17 protein-coding genes and 1 tRNA gene are annotated in these 13987 nt (G+C 68.1%); 11 read left to right on the forward strand and 7 right to left on the reverse strand.

Annotation, left to right across the window (positions count from 1 at the left end; genetic code table 11):
- Nucleotides 1–106 precede the first annotated feature (106 nt).
- The 7 genes from scpB to DS843_RS25555 all read right to left on the reverse strand — a co-directional run bounded on the left by scpB (nucleotide 107) and on the right by DS843_RS25555 (nucleotide 7405).
- Nucleotides 107–775 carry an SMC-Scp complex subunit ScpB gene (gene scpB / locus DS843_RS25525; protein WP_149471641.1) on the reverse strand — a complete coding sequence of 223 codons (669 nt, stop codon included), beginning with the start codon at nucleotides 773–775 and terminating at the stop codon, nucleotides 107–109.
- A complete protein-coding gene (locus DS843_RS25530; RefSeq protein ID WP_149471642.1) occupies nucleotides 772–1575 on the reverse strand; it encodes a segregation and condensation protein A in 804 nt (267 codons plus the stop codon). Before DS843_RS25530 ends, scpB begins: the two co-directional genes overlap by 4 nt.
- Before the next feature lie 4 nt (nucleotides 1576–1579).
- Nucleotides 1580–2266, reverse strand: coding sequence for a site-2 protease family protein (locus DS843_RS25535; protein ID WP_149471643.1), 687 nt, complete (start codon nucleotides 2264–2266; stop codon nucleotides 1580–1582).
- Between the two features lie 70 nt (nucleotides 2267–2336).
- Nucleotides 2337–3428 (reverse strand): beta-N-acetylhexosaminidase, encoded by a 1092-nt coding sequence (gene nagZ, locus DS843_RS25540; protein ID WP_286192310.1) that lies wholly within the window; start codon nucleotides 3426–3428, stop codon nucleotides 2337–2339.
- Nucleotides 3415–4380, reverse strand: coding sequence for an SPOR domain-containing protein (locus DS843_RS25545; RefSeq protein WP_149471645.1), 966 nt, complete (start codon nucleotides 4378–4380; stop codon nucleotides 3415–3417). The genes nagZ and DS843_RS25545 overlap by 14 nt, the downstream gene beginning before the upstream one ends.
- Nucleotides 4377–6137, reverse strand: a complete 1761-nt coding sequence (gene argS, locus DS843_RS25550; RefSeq protein WP_149471646.1) for an arginine--tRNA ligase — start codon at nucleotides 6135–6137, stop codon at nucleotides 4377–4379. Before argS ends, DS843_RS25545 begins: the two co-directional genes overlap by 4 nt.
- A 56-nt stretch (nucleotides 6138–6193) precedes the next feature.
- Nucleotides 6194–7405, reverse strand: coding sequence for a deoxyguanosinetriphosphate triphosphohydrolase (locus DS843_RS25555; RefSeq protein ID WP_149471647.1), 1212 nt, complete (start codon nucleotides 7403–7405; stop codon nucleotides 6194–6196).
- 192 nt (nucleotides 7406–7597) lie between these two features.
- On the opposite strand from DS843_RS25555, the gene erpA reads away from it, so the two are divergent.
- The 11 genes from erpA (at nucleotide 7598) to arsB (ending at nucleotide 13926) form a co-directional block, all read left to right on the forward strand.
- Nucleotides 7598–7966 (forward strand): iron-sulfur cluster insertion protein ErpA, encoded by a 369-nt coding sequence (gene erpA, locus DS843_RS25560; RefSeq protein WP_149471648.1) that lies wholly within the window; start codon nucleotides 7598–7600, stop codon nucleotides 7964–7966.
- Nucleotides 7967–8020: 54 nt separating this feature from the next.
- Nucleotides 8021–8806, forward strand: a complete 786-nt coding sequence (locus DS843_RS25565; RefSeq protein WP_149471649.1) for an exodeoxyribonuclease III — start codon at nucleotides 8021–8023, stop codon at nucleotides 8804–8806.
- 76 nt (nucleotides 8807–8882) lie between these two features.
- The gene (locus tag DS843_RS25570; protein ID WP_149471650.1) at nucleotides 8883–9455 is read left to right on the forward strand and encodes a hypothetical protein; all 573 of its coding nucleotides are present in this window, start codon (nucleotides 8883–8885) and stop codon (nucleotides 9453–9455) included.
- A gap of 59 nt (nucleotides 9456–9514) precedes the next feature.
- Nucleotides 9515–9604, forward strand: a tRNA-Ser gene (locus tag DS843_RS25575).
- A gap of 160 nt (nucleotides 9605–9764) precedes the next feature.
- A complete protein-coding gene (locus DS843_RS32135) occupies nucleotides 9765–10298 on the forward strand; it encodes a transposase (RefSeq protein WP_149471651.1) in 534 nt (177 codons plus the stop codon).
- Between the two features lie 368 nt (nucleotides 10299–10666).
- Complete coding sequence (locus DS843_RS25585; RefSeq protein ID WP_149471652.1) at nucleotides 10667–10972, forward strand: ArsR/SmtB family transcription factor; 306 nt, start codon at nucleotides 10667–10669, stop codon at nucleotides 10970–10972.
- A 302-nt stretch (nucleotides 10973–11274) separates the two neighbouring features.
- Nucleotides 11275–11667, forward strand: coding sequence for an ArsR/SmtB family transcription factor (locus DS843_RS25590; RefSeq protein ID WP_149471653.1), 393 nt, complete (start codon nucleotides 11275–11277; stop codon nucleotides 11665–11667).
- A 50-nt stretch (nucleotides 11668–11717) separates the two neighbouring features.
- Nucleotides 11718–11945: a low molecular weight phosphatase family protein gene (locus DS843_RS25595; RefSeq protein WP_286192312.1), complete on the forward strand. Its 228-nt coding sequence runs from the start codon at nucleotides 11718–11720 to the stop codon at nucleotides 11943–11945.
- Nucleotides 11942–12427, forward strand: coding sequence for an arsenic resistance N-acetyltransferase ArsN2 (gene arsN2 / locus DS843_RS25600; RefSeq protein WP_149471654.1), 486 nt, complete (start codon nucleotides 11942–11944; stop codon nucleotides 12425–12427). The genes DS843_RS25595 and arsN2 overlap by 4 nt, the downstream gene beginning before the upstream one ends.
- On the forward strand, nucleotides 12424–12849 hold the full coding sequence (gene arsC / locus DS843_RS25605; protein ID WP_149471655.1) for an arsenate reductase (glutaredoxin): 426 nt from the start codon (nucleotides 12424–12426) through the stop codon (nucleotides 12847–12849). The genes arsN2 and arsC overlap by 4 nt, the downstream gene beginning before the upstream one ends.
- 12 nt (nucleotides 12850–12861) lie before the next feature.
- Complete coding sequence (gene arsB / locus DS843_RS25610) at nucleotides 12862–13926, forward strand: ACR3 family arsenite efflux transporter (RefSeq protein ID WP_149471656.1); 1065 nt, start codon at nucleotides 12862–12864, stop codon at nucleotides 13924–13926.
- The last annotated feature ends 61 nt before the right edge of the window (nucleotides 13927–13987 follow it).

Consider the following 13987-nt stretch of genomic DNA (forward strand, 5'->3'; position numbering starts at 1 on the left):
AGCGGCCCTGAGGACGTGCAACCTTGGTCGTTCGACCTTGGTCGATTGACCTTAGTACCGGTGCGCCGCCCCCGATGCAAATGGTTCTTATTTTCGAGTGTTATGCTCAGGTATCGGAATCGTCAGCGTTTCCCGGCGGTTCGGCGTCCTCCAGACCGGCCCCGCCGATGCCCAGCAGCACGGGCCGCGAATCGAGCAGGCCGGCGGCGCGAAGGTCCTCCACCCCCGGCAGGTCGCGCAGGGTCTCCAGCCCGAAATGGTCCAGGAAATGGTCGGTGGTGATCCAGGTCAGCGGGCGGCCCGGGGTCTCGCGGCGGCGGCCCGGTCTGATCCAGCCATTCTCCATCAGGATGTCCAGCGTGCCCTTGCTGGTCGCCACGCCGCGGATCGCTTCGATCTCCGCTCGGGTCACCGGCTGGTGGTAGGCGATGATCGCCAGCGTCTCGATGGCGGCGCGGGACAGCTTCTTGGAAACCTCCTCCTCCCGCCGCAGCAGCGGGGCGAGGTCCACCGCCGTGCGGAAGGACCAGCCGGCCCCGGTGCGGATCAGATTCACCCCGCGCGCCGCGTAATGGACGCGCAGTTCCTCCAGCAGCGCCCGCACATCGGCGCCGCGCGTCAGCCTCTGGCCAAGCGTCTCCTCGTCCAGCGGATCGGCGGAGGCGAAGAGCAGCGCCTCCAGCAGCCGCAAATCGCGCAGCCGTTGCTCGACCTCCTCCGGGTTGTCGATCTCCTGGATCAAGATGTCGGGGATCATCATGTCGGGGCCGGTCATTCCTCGTCGCCTTGCTCATGCCGGCGCGATGCCCGGCGGACATAGATGGGGGAAAAGGCGCCGTCCTGGCGAAGCTCCACCTGCCCGGCCTTGGCCAGTTCCAGGGTCGCCGCGAAATGGGCCGCCAGCGCCGAGCGGGTCAGCAGCCCGCCCCGCACGCCGTCCGGCAGGAAGCTGGACAGGGTGGCCCAGTCCGGCATGCGGCCCAGCAGCTCGGACAGGCGGCGCACCGCGTCCTCCAGCGAATAGAGACGCACCGGCTCGATGTGCAGGACGCCGCCCTCCTGGCGCTTCTTGTGCTCGCCATAGGCTTTCAGCAGGTCGTAGAGCGTCACCTGGAAGACCGACTTGCGCAGGATGTCCAAATCCTCCGGCGCGCCGCGGGCGAAGCGGTCCACCCCCAACCGTGGACGGGCGAACAGCTTGGCCGCCGCTTCCTTCATGGCCTCCAGCCGTTGAAGCTGGAAGGCCAGCGCCGCCGCCATGTCCTCGCCCGACGGTTCCTCGTCCTCGACCTCCGGGATCAACAGGCGGGACTTCAGATAGGCCAGCCACGCCGCCATGACGAGATAATCCGCCGCCAGCTCCAGCCGCACCTTCCGCGCCTCCGCGATGAAGGCGAGATACTGGTCGGCGAGCTGAAGGATCGAAATCTTCGTCAGGTCCACCTTCTGCTCGCGCCCCAGCGCCAGCAGCATGTCGAGCGGCCCCTCGAACCCGTCGAGCACGAGGACGAGCTGCTCCGCCGGGCTGACCGCCTCGGCGTCCTCGGCGTGATCCGGGCGCTTGTCGGTGGCCATGCCGTCAGTTGCCGCTGAGGATGCGGATCAGCTCGATCATGTAATTCACCGGCGGGCCGAGCACCCAGGAGAAGACGCTGAGGTCCATGCCAAGCTCCCGCCCGATGAAGGGCAGAAGGAAGAAGGCGCCGATCAGGATCAGCATGCCGTACTTCTCCAGCCGGGCCAGCGGGAAGGCCAGCGCGTCGGGCAGGATGCCGACCGCCACGCGCCCGCCGTCCAGCGGCGGCAGCGGGATCATGTTGAAGACCATCAGCACGACATTGACCAGGACCGACACCTCCAGCGCGGCGCGGAACCACATCTCCATCATGCCGCCCTGCGGGCTGGTAAAGCCCCAGAGGATCGCCGACACCAGGGCCAGCACGAAATTCACCCCCGGCCCCGCCAGCGCCACCCACACCATGTCGCGGCGGGGATGGTGGAGCCGTCCGAAATTCACCGGCACGGGCTTGGCCCAGCCGAACACGAAGCCGGTGGTGAAGTACATCACCGCCGGCAGGATCACCGTGCCCAGCGGGTCGATGTGGCGGATCGGGTTGAGCGTCACCCGGCCCAGCCGCCACGCCGTGTCGTCGCCACGCCACATCGCCACGAAGCCGTGCGCCGCCTCGTGCAGCGTGATGGCGAGGATCGCGGGAATGGCGACCGCGAAGATCATCGGTATGCGGTCGATCAGACCTTCCAGCACGCCCATTTCTCCCGTTGCGCCCCCCGAACCCGTCGGGAAAGGCTTGATCCAGGTCTTGAACCTGCCCGGCTTAAACTTGGGGAGTCCCCAGCAAATCCGCCAGACGCGCCCGCAGGGCGGCGGCGTCCGCGGGCTGCGCGGGACCGCACATGGCCTCCGCCTTCGCCCAGCGCCGGACGGCCTCGCCACTCATTGCCGGAACGCCTTCCGCCACCGCCACCATTTCCTCCATCACGCCGTTGCAATGGAGCACGATGTCCAGCCCCGCCGCCAGAACGGCCTCGGCGCGGCTGCGCATGCCGCCGGCCAGAGCGCCCATGGACAGATCGTCGCTGAACAGCAGCCCGTCGAATCCGATGGGCGCGCCGCGCACCACGTCCCGCACCACGATGGGCGAGGTGCTGGCGGGCGCGTCCGGGTCTATGGCCTTCAGCACCACATGGGCGACCATGCCCAGCGGCATGTCGGCCAGGGCGCGGAACGGCGCGAAGTCCGTTTCCTCCAACGCCGCGCGCGGGGCGTCCACCACTGGCAGTTCGGCGTGGCTGTCGGCGAAGGCGCGGCCATGGCCGGGCATGTGCTTGACGACCGGAAGCACCCCGCCGGCCATCAGCCCCTCGCAGGTCGCCCGCGCCAAATCGGCCACGCGGGCCGGATCGCCGCAGAAGGCGCGGTCGCCGATGATGTCGTGGGCGCCCTCCACCGGCACGTCGCAGACCGGCGCGCAGTCCACCGACACGCCGCAGTCCGCCAGCATCAGCGCCAGCAGCCGGGCGTTGATCCGGGCGGCCTCCCGCCCGGCTGCGGCATCGCGTGCGGCGAGGTCGCCGAACGCGCGCATCGGCGGAAAGGCGGGCCAGTGCGGCGGGCGCATGCGGGCCACCCGCCCGCCCTCCTGGTCGATCAGCACCGGAGCGTCGGCGCGGCCCACGGCCTCCCGCAGGGAGTCCACGAGCGCCCGCACTTGGTCCGGTGTGTCGCAATTGCGCCGGAACAGGATGAAGCCCAGCGGATCGGCGTCGCGGAAAAAGGCGCGTTCCTCCGCGGTCAGGGCGGTGCCGGCGGCGCCGAACACCACCGCACGATGGGCCGCTGGATGGGCCGCACGGTGAGAGCCGGGCCGGTGATGGGCGTTCGGCAGAACCGGATCAGGGACGGACAACCACACACCCCACATTCTGGGCCTTGAGCTGGGAGCAGACCGATTTGGCGCGCTCCTCGTCCAGGCCGACTCCCTGGATACGGTAGAAGATGCCCTTCTCGCCCAGATCGGCCTTTGCGACCTGCATGGACAGGCCGCCGAGCGCCGCGCCGTAGCGGCTGGACAGGCGTTTCCATTCCGTCGCGGCCTCCGCCTCGCTGCGCACGGAGGCGAGTTGGACGCGCCAGTTGCCTCCACCCGCAGCCGCCTTGGCCGGTGCCGGAGCAGGCGCCGGCTGAGGAGCCGGGGCGGCGGCCTGAACCGGAGGAGCCGGCTGGGGCTTGGCGGGCGCGGCGGCCTGAACCGGAGGCGGCTGGGTTTGGGCTTGCGGCTGCACCGGCGCCGGCTTCACCGCGGGCGGAGGCGCCTTGGCTGCCGGAGCCGGAGCCGGGGCCACGGGCGGCGGTGCCGGGACCGGAGCCGGCGCGGGATGCGCGGCGGCGGCGGGCGGCGCGTCGCCCCCCTCCCCCGGAAGGCGCGGCACCGTGGTGGTCGAACCCGGCGGAAGCTGGGCCACCGCCGGCGCCTCCGGCAGGGCCAGCGACGGCGGCAACTGGGGGGCCACGATGGGCCGCGGCAGCGGCTCCTCCGGCGGGGGCAGAAGACGCTCGATCTGCGACTTCGATCCGCGTTCGTTCAGCCGCTCGTACACCAGCTTGTCCTGGTGCGGCACTTCCATGCCGCCAGGCTGTTCCGGGCGGGCCTTGGTCGGCGCGGTGTCCGCCATCAGCAGCGGCGGAGCGCCGTCCGGCGTGCCGCGGCTTCCACCGCCATAGACCACGACGATCGCGCCGGCGAAGGCCACGATGCCGACCACGGCCAGACCGAGGCCGAGCAGACCGCGCCGACCTCCCCGTTGCGGCGGTGTGCCGTAGGGATCGCCGGCGTGGTTGACATCGCCCTCATACCTCATGACCGCATTTCCTCCACCGGCTCCACGCCCATCACGGCGAGGCCGGAGGCGATCACCGTGGCGACCGCGCTGACCAGCGCCAGACGGGCCACCGTCACCTCCTCGTCGCCGTCGATCAGGAAGCGCAGGCTGGTGTCGTCGCGGCCCTTGTTCCACAGCGCGTGGAAGTCGCTGGCGAGGTCGTACAGGTAGAAGGCCACGCGGTGCGGCTCGTGCGCCTCGGCGGCGGACTCGACCATGCGCGGCCAGGTCGCCATGCGCTTGGCGAGCGCCATCTCCTCCTCGCTGTCGAGGCGGGCGAGGTTGGCCTTGGCGGCCAGCGCCGCCAACGACAGGTCCGCCCCCGGCATGGCCGTCGCCGCGTGGCGCAGGACCGAGCGGCAGCGGGCGTGGGCGTACTGCACGTAGAAGACGGGGTTGTCCTTCGACTGCTCCACGACCTTGGCGAAGTCGAACTCCAGCGTCTGGTCGTTGCGGCGGGTCAGCATGATGAAGCGGACGACGTCCTTTCCGACCTCCTCGATCACGTCGCGCAGAGTCACGAAGGTGCCGGCGCGCTTGGACATCTTCACCGGCTCGCCGTTCTTCATCAGATGGACGAGCTGGCACAGCTTCACGTCCAGCGCCGCCTTGCCCTCGGTGATGGCCGTGGTCGCCGCCTGCATGCGCTTGACGTAGCCGCCATGGTCGGCGCCCCACACGTCGATCAGCGTGTCGAAGCCGCGGCGGTGCTTGTCGAAGTGGTAGGCGATGTCGTTGGAGAAGTAGGTGAAGGACCCGTCCGACTTCTTCAGGGGACGATCCACGTCGTCGCCGAAGTCCGTGGACTTGAACAGGGTCTGCGGGCGCGGCTCCCAGTCGTCGGGCTTCTTGCCCTTCGGGGGCTCCAGCACGCCGACATAGATCAGGCCGCGGTCCTCCAGCGCCTTCAGCGCGGTGTCCACCGCCCCGGCCTTCACCAGCGCGCGTTCGGAGCTGTAGACGTCCATGCGGACGCCGAGGATGCCGAGATCCTCCTCGATCCACTCCATGATCCGGGCGATGGCGAAGTCGCGGCAGGCGGGCAGCCAGTCGGACTCGTCGGCGCCGACCCATTTGTCGCCGTCGCGTTCGGCCAGGGCCTGCCCGACCTCCTTCAGATACTCGCCGGGATAGAGGCCCGAGGGGATCTCCCCGATGGCCTCGCCCAGCGCCTCGCGGTAGCGCAGGAAGGTGGAGCGGCCCAGCACGTCCACCTGCGCGCCCGCGTCGTTGATGTAGTATTCGCGGGTGACGGCGTAGCCGGCCTTCTCCAGCAGTGCTGCCAGCGCGTCGCCGAACACGGCGCCGCGGCCATGCGCCGCGTGCAGCGGGCCGGTGGGGTTGGCCGACACATATTCGACGTTCACCTGTCGCTTGGCGCCCAGCGTACTGTCGCCATAGGCGGTGCCGGCGGTCAGCACGTCGCGGATGCGGTCGCGCCAGACCTCGGCCGACAGGCGCAGGTTCACGAAGCCCGGACCGGCGATCTCGGCGCTCGCCACGTCGGGGCGGGTCTTCAGCTTCGCCACCAGAAGCTCGGCCAGAGCGCGGGGCGGCTTGCCCGCCGGCTTGGCCAGGATCATCGCCGCGTTGGTCGACAGGTCGCCGTGCGCCGCCTCGCGCGGCGGTTCCACCGTCAGGCGCGCGGTGTCGAGCCCCGCCGGGATCTGGCCCTCGGCGGCCAGCTCGTCCAGCAGCTTGCGGATGTCGTTCTCGAAGACCTTGAAGATGTTCATCGTTTCAATTCTTGCGTTAGGTCTTTGCAGGTCAGGTCAGGTCTGGGCAGGTCAGGTCAGGTCTTGGCGTCCATGTCGAACAGGCGGGCGTATTCGGCCAGCGCGTAGCGGTCGGTCATGCCGGCGATGTAGTCGGCCACCAGCCGCGCCAGCACCGTCCGGTCCTGCTGCCCACCCTGTTTGACGATCTCCTCCTGCCATTGAGTCGGCAGGGTGTTCGGCTCGGCCACGAACAGGTCGAACAGGGCGGTGACCACCCGCTTGCACTTGCTCATTTCCCGATTGACCCGGTAATGGCGGTACATGCGCTGTTTCAGGAAGGCGCGCAAGGGCCGCTGCGCCTCGACCATCGCGGGGGAGAAGCTGACGACCGGCTCCGGCAGGGCGCGAAGCTCCGCCGCGCTGCCGGGACGGTGGCGGTCCAGCCGCAGCCGCGTTTCGGCCAGCAGGTCCGTCACCATGTTGTTGATCATGCGCCGGATCGTCTCGTGGATCAGGCGGGAGCGCTCCAACCCCGGATAGCGGTCGCAGACCTGCCGCACCACCGGACCGACGAGCGGCAGTTCGGCCACCTCGTCCACCGTGAACAGGCCGGCGCGCAGCCCGTCGTCGATGTCGTGGTTGTTGTAGGCGATGTCGTCGGCCAGCGCCGCCACCTGCGCCTCCGCCCCCGGATTGGTGTGAAGCTCCAGGTCCCACTGCTCCCGAAAGGCGGCCAGCGTCGTCGGCAGGCGCTCGCCACCACCACCGACGTTGCCCGGCGGCAGAAGCGGCCCGTTGTGCTTGACGACGCCTTCCAGCGTTTCCCAGGTCAGGTTCAGCCCGTCGAAATCGGCGTAGCGCCGCTCCAGCATCGTCAGGATGCGGAGCGTCTGGTCGTTGTGGGCGAAGCCGCCGTAGGGCTCCATGCAGGCGTTCAGCGCGTCCTCTCCGGCATGGCCGAAGGGGGTGTGGCCCAGATCGTGGGCGAGCGCCACCGCCTCCGCCAAGTCCTCGTTCAGCCCCAGCGCGCGGCTGATGGAGCGGGCGATCTGCGCCACCTCCAGGCTGTGGGTCAGGCGCGTCCGGAAATAGTCGCCTTCGTGATAGACGAAGACCTGCGTCTTGTATTTCAGCTTGCGGAAGGCTCCGGAATGCACGATCCGGTCGCGGTCGCGCTGATAGCACGAGCGCGTCGGGCTTTCCGGCTCCGGGAACAGCCGGCCGCGCGTCTTTGCGGGGTCGCAGCCATGGGGCGCCGGGCGATCCTGGAAGAAGTCCGCCGTCATGGCGCGGACACTACCGGCGCAAACCGCCCTGTGCAACGGCGAAGGCGGAGACATCCGGCAGCGCCTCCCGCCAAGCACCCGCCAAGGCGCGGGTCAGGCATGAGAGGAACGGACATGCCTTTGACGAAAGGCGGAGGCCCCCTTACATTCGATCTCGTGTCGTCCGTTCCGCGAAACCCTGAGGTCCGTCCCATGCCCGACACCGCCCTTCCCGCCGCCACGCAAGAGGGTGCGCGCGTTCTGACCGTGTCCGACAGCGCCGCCCGGCGCGTCGCCTTTCTGATCGAGCATGAGGGCAACCCGGCCCTGATGCTGCGCCTGACCGTGTCGGGCGGCGGCTGCTCCGGCTTCCAGTACGGCTTTTCCTTCGACGCCGCGGTGAACGAGGACGACCATGTGTTCGAGAAGAACGGCGTGAAGGTCGTGACCGACGATTGCTCGCTGGACCTGCTGGCCGGCTCCACGCTCGACTATGTCGAGGATCTGATGGGTGCCGCCTTCCAGATCAAGAATCCGAACGCCACGGCGTCCTGCGGCTGCGGCAACTCCTTCGCCGCCTGACCGGCTCCCCTCCTCCCGGCCCTACCGGCCTTCGCCGAACAAGAAGAATCCGACGTGAAGATCGCCACCTGGAACGTCAATTCGGCGAAGGCCCGCCTTCCGCTGATCACCGACTGGCTGCGCGCGGAGTCTCCGGACGTCGCGCTGCTCCAGGAAATCAAATGCGAGACCGTGGCCTTCCCCCGCGCGGCCTTCGAGGAGCTGGGCTATCACGTCACGCCGGTGGGGCAGAAGTCCTACAACGGCGTGGCGTTCCTTTCCAAGACGCCGCACGAGGACGTGCTGACCCGCCTGCCCGGCGAACCGGAGGACGAGCAGGCCCGCTACGTCGAGGCCACGGTGGCCGGTGTCCGCATCGCCTCGCTCTATCTGCCCAACGGCAACCCCATCGGGACGGAGAAGTTCGCCTACAAGCTCCGCTGGATGGACCGACTGCACGCCCACGCCCGTGGCCTTCTGGCGCAGGAGGTGCCCTTCGCGCTGGGCGGCGACTACAACATCATCCCGGAGCCGCGCGACGTCTTCGATCCGGTGGCCTTCGCGGGCGATGCCCTGTTCCAGCCCGAGTCGCGGGCGAAGTTCCGCGCCCTGCTGAATCTGGGCCTGACCGAAGCCTACCGCGCCATTCACGACGACGACCACGCCTACACCTTCTGGGACTATCAGGCGGGCTGCTGGCCGCGGGACTTGGGTCTGCGCATCGATCATTTCCTGCTCTCCCCGCAGGCCGCGGACCGTCTGCTGGACTGCCGCATCGACCGCCGTCCGCGCGGCGCGGAAAAAGCGTCCGACCACACGCCGGTCATCCTCGAGTTGCGAGACGGGTCAGACATTTCTTAAATTTTTTCACGCATCCTCTTACCCGACTCGGAAGCGGCACGAGCGGGCGCCAGCCCGCAGAGGGAGCGGCAGGGCGATGGGCTGGGGACGGGATTCCGGGCGCAAGGCGATCGAAGAGCTTCTGTCGGCCATCGAGTTGCAGGCCGGAGAGGCCGTCGCCCTGGGTGCGCGGGCGCAGCGCGACATCCAGGAGGACCGCTTTTCGTCCTTTCTGGGCTTCCGCCGGAAGGTGGAGGAGGTGCGCGCCCTGGTGGCCCTGACCGAAGAACGCCTGACGACCGTGAACACCGCCAAGCTGACCGACCTGCGCACGGAGTTCGAAAGGATCGACCTTCTATTGACCGGCCTGCTGGCCCGCGCCACGCGAAACTACTTCGAGCGGATGCGGGACGATCAGGCGCTTCCCATTGGCGCGCGTGAACTGTTCGAACCGGAACTGAAAATCATCGAAGAGATGCGCGCCAAGCTCGACCGTCCGCATTATGCGGGGCGCGTGTCCAGCACGGTGATCGAGGATCTGGAAGCGACCAGCGCCATGATCCGCAAGGTCATCAGCCGCGCCCCAAGCCTTCCCGATTTCTCCGACGCCCCGGCCCCACCGAAGCCCACGAAACGGCTTGGGAACCTGGGCCGTCCGATCCGGACATGACAAGGTTGCTTTGAACTGTTGACCGCTGCGCCACAATCCTTTATCCGCGACATCGACACGGATGGGTGGCCGAGCGGTTTAAGGCTCCAGTCTTGAAAACTGGCGTGGGGGCAACTCCACCGTGGGTTCGAATCCCACCCCATCCGCCACCGCACTTTCCACAAATGTCCATCAATGTGTGAAAAGCTAGGAAGCGCAAGGTGAGCTTCCCCCAGGAGAATGGTTCTCCCGCACTTTGCGTGGAAAGGCTGATAACGCTGGAGCTGGCGCCGCCGAGAGATCCCATGTAATGGAGCATGCAAGAGCTTTTTGTGCTGGCTGAACCAGCGGCGCACCGTTCCGGCCAAGTTCACGCCGCACAAGTGGCTCCCCGGCCTCACCGAAGCCGCGTTACCCTCGGCGACCGGTCCATTCCCCGCCCAGATCTCGCCCCGGCAACTGGCATGGCGGCTGGTGCAAGCGCCGCAGAGCCTTGACACCGCCGCAACTGAGGCCCTCGCCCGGATTTCGCAGGACCCGGAGGTCGCCAAGGGTCGCGACGTGGTCCGACGCTTTGCTGAACTGATCGGACGCTGCGGAGTGCGATCGGATGCGCGTCCCGCCAATCCCTCCGCCGTTTTGAACACTTGGCTCACAGACACGCTGTCCTGCGGCATTCCGGCCATCGAAACCTTCGCCGCCGGCGTGAGACAGGACGAGACAGCCGTCAAAGCGGCGCTCACCATGCCCTGGAGCAACGGGCAGACGGAGGGGCAGGTCAACAAGCTGAAGCTGATCAAGCGTCAGATGTACGGACGCGCCAGCTTCGATCTGCGGCGCCGTCGCGTCCTCCTCTCAGCCTGATCCACGCAAAGTGCGGAAGAACCCGTTTCGGACGAAGCAGCCACAGCCGTTGCCGAAGCCGCCAGCAGCCCGAACGCGCCAAGCGCCCCCAGGAGCGAGCGGCGCCTTCCGTCCACACGGCGTACATCATGCCTTGGCTTGCACCATTCCGGCATGTCTCCCTCCCAGCCCGTCCGGTTGGGAGCACCACAGCGCCTCGCGCGCCGGAATACTGCCCGGGCCGCGATGTTTGCCAACCACGCTATCAGGGGCATGGCCATATCGGCAAGGACGCGGATGACGCATGGACAGGATGCGTCCGCCGCTCATATTTCTGTAGTCTTAGGAATAGCGTTGAACCGCCTGGGGCCGTGCGCTATGTTGGCTTCATGACCCTGGAACGAACCGCAGAACGTCTTGAAGCCCTTGGGCACGCTACCCGGCTGGAGATCTACCGCCTGCTCGTCCGCGCGGGTGAAGACGGCTTGGCCGTTGGCGACCTTCAGAAGCGTGTCGGCATCCCGCTCACCACCCTGTCGCACCACTTGCGCAAGCTCGTGCTGGTCGATCTGGTCACCCAGGAACGCCGCGGGACCACACTGATCTGCCGTGCCAACTACGACACCATGCGCGCGGTGCTCAGCTTCATGACCGAGGAATGCTGCGCCGACGCCAAAGGGTGCAAGGCCGCGTAGGCAGCGCATCCCCGCGATGATCGCCAACTTCTCCGCGCCGCGGTCGCCGGGTTTCCTCACCGGACCCGGCAGCACCAACCTCGGCACCATCGCCTCGGACTCGCTCTGCGGCTTGATCCCGTGACCATCCTGGCCCCGATCCGCTTCCGGGGCGGCGCCGATCTCCTGTCATTTCGACAACCGCTGAAACGTTGTTGACGGGTTCTGAGCGCGCGGTTATTTTGATTTTATTGGAAGCATTGAAAGGATACACCGCGAGTGCGGCACCCGTTCGACGTCCCGGCCACACATAGGACTCTGTCATGGAGAAGAAGGCCGTCCTGTCGGCGCTGTCCGCGCTTTCGCAGGAAACCCGCCTGGACATCTTCCGCCTGCTCGTCCAGACCGGTCCGGAGGGACGTGCGGCGGGCGCCATCGCCGAGGCCCTGGGCGTCAGCCCGGCCACGCTCTCGTTCCATCTGACGCAGCTCACGCACGCCGGGCTGATCGTTCAGCGGCGCGACGGCCGTTCGCTGATCTACTCGGCCGACTTTGACCGGATGAATGGCCTGGTCGGCTTCCTGGCCGAGAACTGCTGCGGCCGTCCGGCCAATCCCACCACCTGCGCCCCCGTCTGCGCGCCGTCACCGGAGGCAGCCAACGGGCCAGATAAGGCGGGGAATGCGACCACACCGATTCCGCGCCGCGGCTGCTGACGCGATACACCGCGGGGACATCGAAGCGGCCCAAGCAATTGGAGAGAACAATGGCCGAGGACCGGGTCTACAACGTCCTGTTCCTGTGCACGCACAACAGCGATCCCTCAAGTGCCCAGGGCACGGATGCCGAGAAGGCGGCGTTCACGGCCGACGTGTTCCGCCAGATCGAGCGCCGCCTCCAGGCGTTCATGGGCCTGCCCATTGCCGCGCTCGACCGGCTCGCCCTCAAACAGAGGCTGGACGAGATGGGCCGCGGAACCGGAGGCCAGGCATGACGCTCACCGTTACGCGCTTGGCCGATGGCGACCTGCCGCCCCTGGCCGAACTTCTGGCGACGAACGGCCTTCCAACCGACGACCTGACCATGCCTGGACGGCGCTTCTGGCGTGTGGAGGACGAGGGCGGACTGCTCGGTTACGGCGGGCTGGAGGCCTGCGGGCCGGACGGCTTGCTGCGTTCCGTCGTCGTGCCCCCGGACCGGCGTGGCGCCGGCGCCGGACGGGCCGTGGTTGCCGCGGTGAGCGCCGAGGCCCGCGGGCTGGGCGTTGAGCGGCTGTGGCTGCTGACGACAACCGCGGCCGATGTCTTCGGGCGCCTGGGATTTCGACGCACGGATCGGGCCTCCGCTCCCCCCGACATCGCGTCGAGCGCCCAGTTCGCGAGCCTGTGCCCAGGCAGCGCCATCTGCATGCGTCTCGACCTGACGCCCAAGGTCGGACCGGGCGCGGTTTCCAAGACGGAGTTCGACGCCCCATGACGGCGATCACCATCTACCACAACCCGGCCTGCGGAACGTCGCGCAACACGCTGGCGCTGATCCGCAACAGCGGCGTCGAACCGACCGTGGTCGAGTACCTGAAGACGCCGCCCAGCCGTGAGCAGTTGGCCGACCTCATCCGCCGCATGGGCGTGCCGGTGCGTGCCGTGCTGCGCGAGAAGGGCACGCCCTACGCCGAGCTTCGTCTGGACGCCCCGTCGTTGACCGACGACCAACTGCTCGACGCCATGATGGCCCACCCCATCCTCATCAACCGGCCCATCGTCACGACGCCGCTCGGCGTCCGCCTGTGCCGCCCGTCCGAGGCGGTGCTGGACATCCTCCCCGACCCGCAGCGCGGCGCCTTCGCCAAGGAGGACGGCGAACGGGTCGTGGACGAGCAGGGCCGCCGACTGGCGTAACGCGAGGACCCCATGACCACGGTAAATCTGGATGCCCGCCCCGCAAAGGCGACGCTGGGCGTGTTCGAACGCTATCTCTCCCTGTGGGTGGCGCTGTGCATCGGTGCCGGGATCGCGTTCGGGACGCTGTTCCCCGACCTGTTCTCGGTGCTGAGCCGCCTGGAGGTGGCCAACGTCAACCTGGTCGTCGCCGTCCTGATCTGGGTGATGATCTACCCGATGATGGTCGCCGTCGATTTCGGCTCGCTGCGCCGGGTCGGTGACAAGCCGAAGGGGCTGGTCATCACACTGGTGGTGAACTGGCTGATCAAGCCCTTCACCATGGCCGGTCTGGGCATCCTGTTCTTCGAGGTTCTGTTCCGCGACCTGGTCGATCCGGCCAGCGCCAAGGAATACATCGCCGGCATGATCCTGCTGGGGGCGGCCCCCTGCACGGCCATGGTCTTCGTGTGGAGCCAACTGACCCGAGGCGACGCCACCTACACGCTGGTGCAGGTCAGCGTGAACGACATCGTCATGATCGTCGCCTTCGCGCCCATCGTGGCGCTGCTGCTGGGCGTGACCGACGTGATCGTTCCGTGGAACACGCTGCTGCTGTCCACGCTGCTCTACGTCGTCATCCCGCTCGCCGCGGGCTACGCGACGCGGCGCCTGCTGGAGGGACGCGGCGTCGCCGGGGCGGTGGAGGCCTTCACCGGCTCGTGCAAGCCCTACACGGTCGTCGGCCTGCTGGCGACGGTCGTTCTGCTGTTCGGCTTCCAGGGGCCGCGCATCCTGGACCAGCCGATGCTGATCCTGCTGATCGCCGTGCCGCTGCTGGTGCAGAGCTACGGTATCTTCCTCATCGCCTACGCCTGGGCGTGGTTGTGGCGGGTGCCCTTCAGCATCGCGGCTCCGGCGGCTCTGATCGGAACCTCCAACTTTTTCGAACTGGCGGTGGCCGTCGCCATCAGCCTGTTCGGGCTGCACAGCGGGGCGGCGCTCGCCACCGTGGTCGGCGTCCTGGTGGAGGTGCCGGTGATGCTCTCGCTGGTCGCCCTTGCCAACCGTACGCGGACCCGGTTCGCACACGCCTAGCCGGCCGAGTTCGGCTCCGGGGTGGTATCGGTGTGATCATGAACCAGCCGAAATCGCCACC

The organism is Roseomonas genomospecies 6 (genome assembly GCF_008365375.1).
GTDB lineage: Bacteria > Pseudomonadota > Alphaproteobacteria > Azospirillales > Azospirillaceae > Azospirillum.

Excerpts from the sequence above, each read along its gene's own strand:
- DS843_RS25570 (WP_149471650.1), top strand. The coding sequence starts at position 8,883 with ATGGGCTGGGGACGGGATTCCGGGCGCAAGGCGATCGAAGAGCTTCTG.
- arsB (WP_149471656.1), top strand. The coding sequence starts at position 12,862 with ATGACCACGGTAAATCTGGATGCCCGCCCCGCAAAGGCGACGCTGGGC.
- DS843_RS25595 (WP_286192312.1), top strand. The coding sequence starts at position 11,718 with ATGGCCGAGGACCGGGTCTACAACGTCCTGTTCCTGTGCACGCACAAC.
- DS843_RS25590 (WP_149471653.1), top strand. The coding sequence starts at position 11,275 with ATGGAGAAGAAGGCCGTCCTGTCGGCGCTGTCCGCGCTTTCGCAGGAA.
- DS843_RS25555 (WP_149471647.1), bottom strand. The coding sequence starts at position 7,405 with ATGACGGCGGACTTCTTCCAGGATCGCCCGGCGCCCCATGGCTGCGAC.
- arsC (WP_149471655.1), top strand. The coding sequence starts at position 12,424 with ATGACGGCGATCACCATCTACCACAACCCGGCCTGCGGAACGTCGCGC.
- arsN2 (WP_149471654.1), top strand. The coding sequence starts at position 11,942 with ATGACGCTCACCGTTACGCGCTTGGCCGATGGCGACCTGCCGCCCCTG.
- DS843_RS25585 (WP_149471652.1), top strand. The coding sequence starts at position 10,667 with ATGACCCTGGAACGAACCGCAGAACGTCTTGAAGCCCTTGGGCACGCT.
- erpA (WP_149471648.1), top strand. The coding sequence starts at position 7,598 with ATGCCCGACACCGCCCTTCCCGCCGCCACGCAAGAGGGTGCGCGCGTT.
- DS843_RS25530 (WP_149471642.1), bottom strand. The coding sequence starts at position 1,575 with ATGGCCACCGACAAGCGCCCGGATCACGCCGAGGACGCCGAGGCGGTC.
- scpB (WP_149471641.1), bottom strand. The coding sequence starts at position 775 with ATGACCGGCCCCGACATGATGATCCCCGACATCTTGATCCAGGAGATC.
- DS843_RS25545 (WP_149471645.1), bottom strand. The coding sequence starts at position 4,380 with ATGAGGTATGAGGGCGATGTCAACCACGCCGGCGATCCCTACGGCACA.
- argS (WP_149471646.1), bottom strand. The coding sequence starts at position 6,137 with ATGAACATCTTCAAGGTCTTCGAGAACGACATCCGCAAGCTGCTGGAC.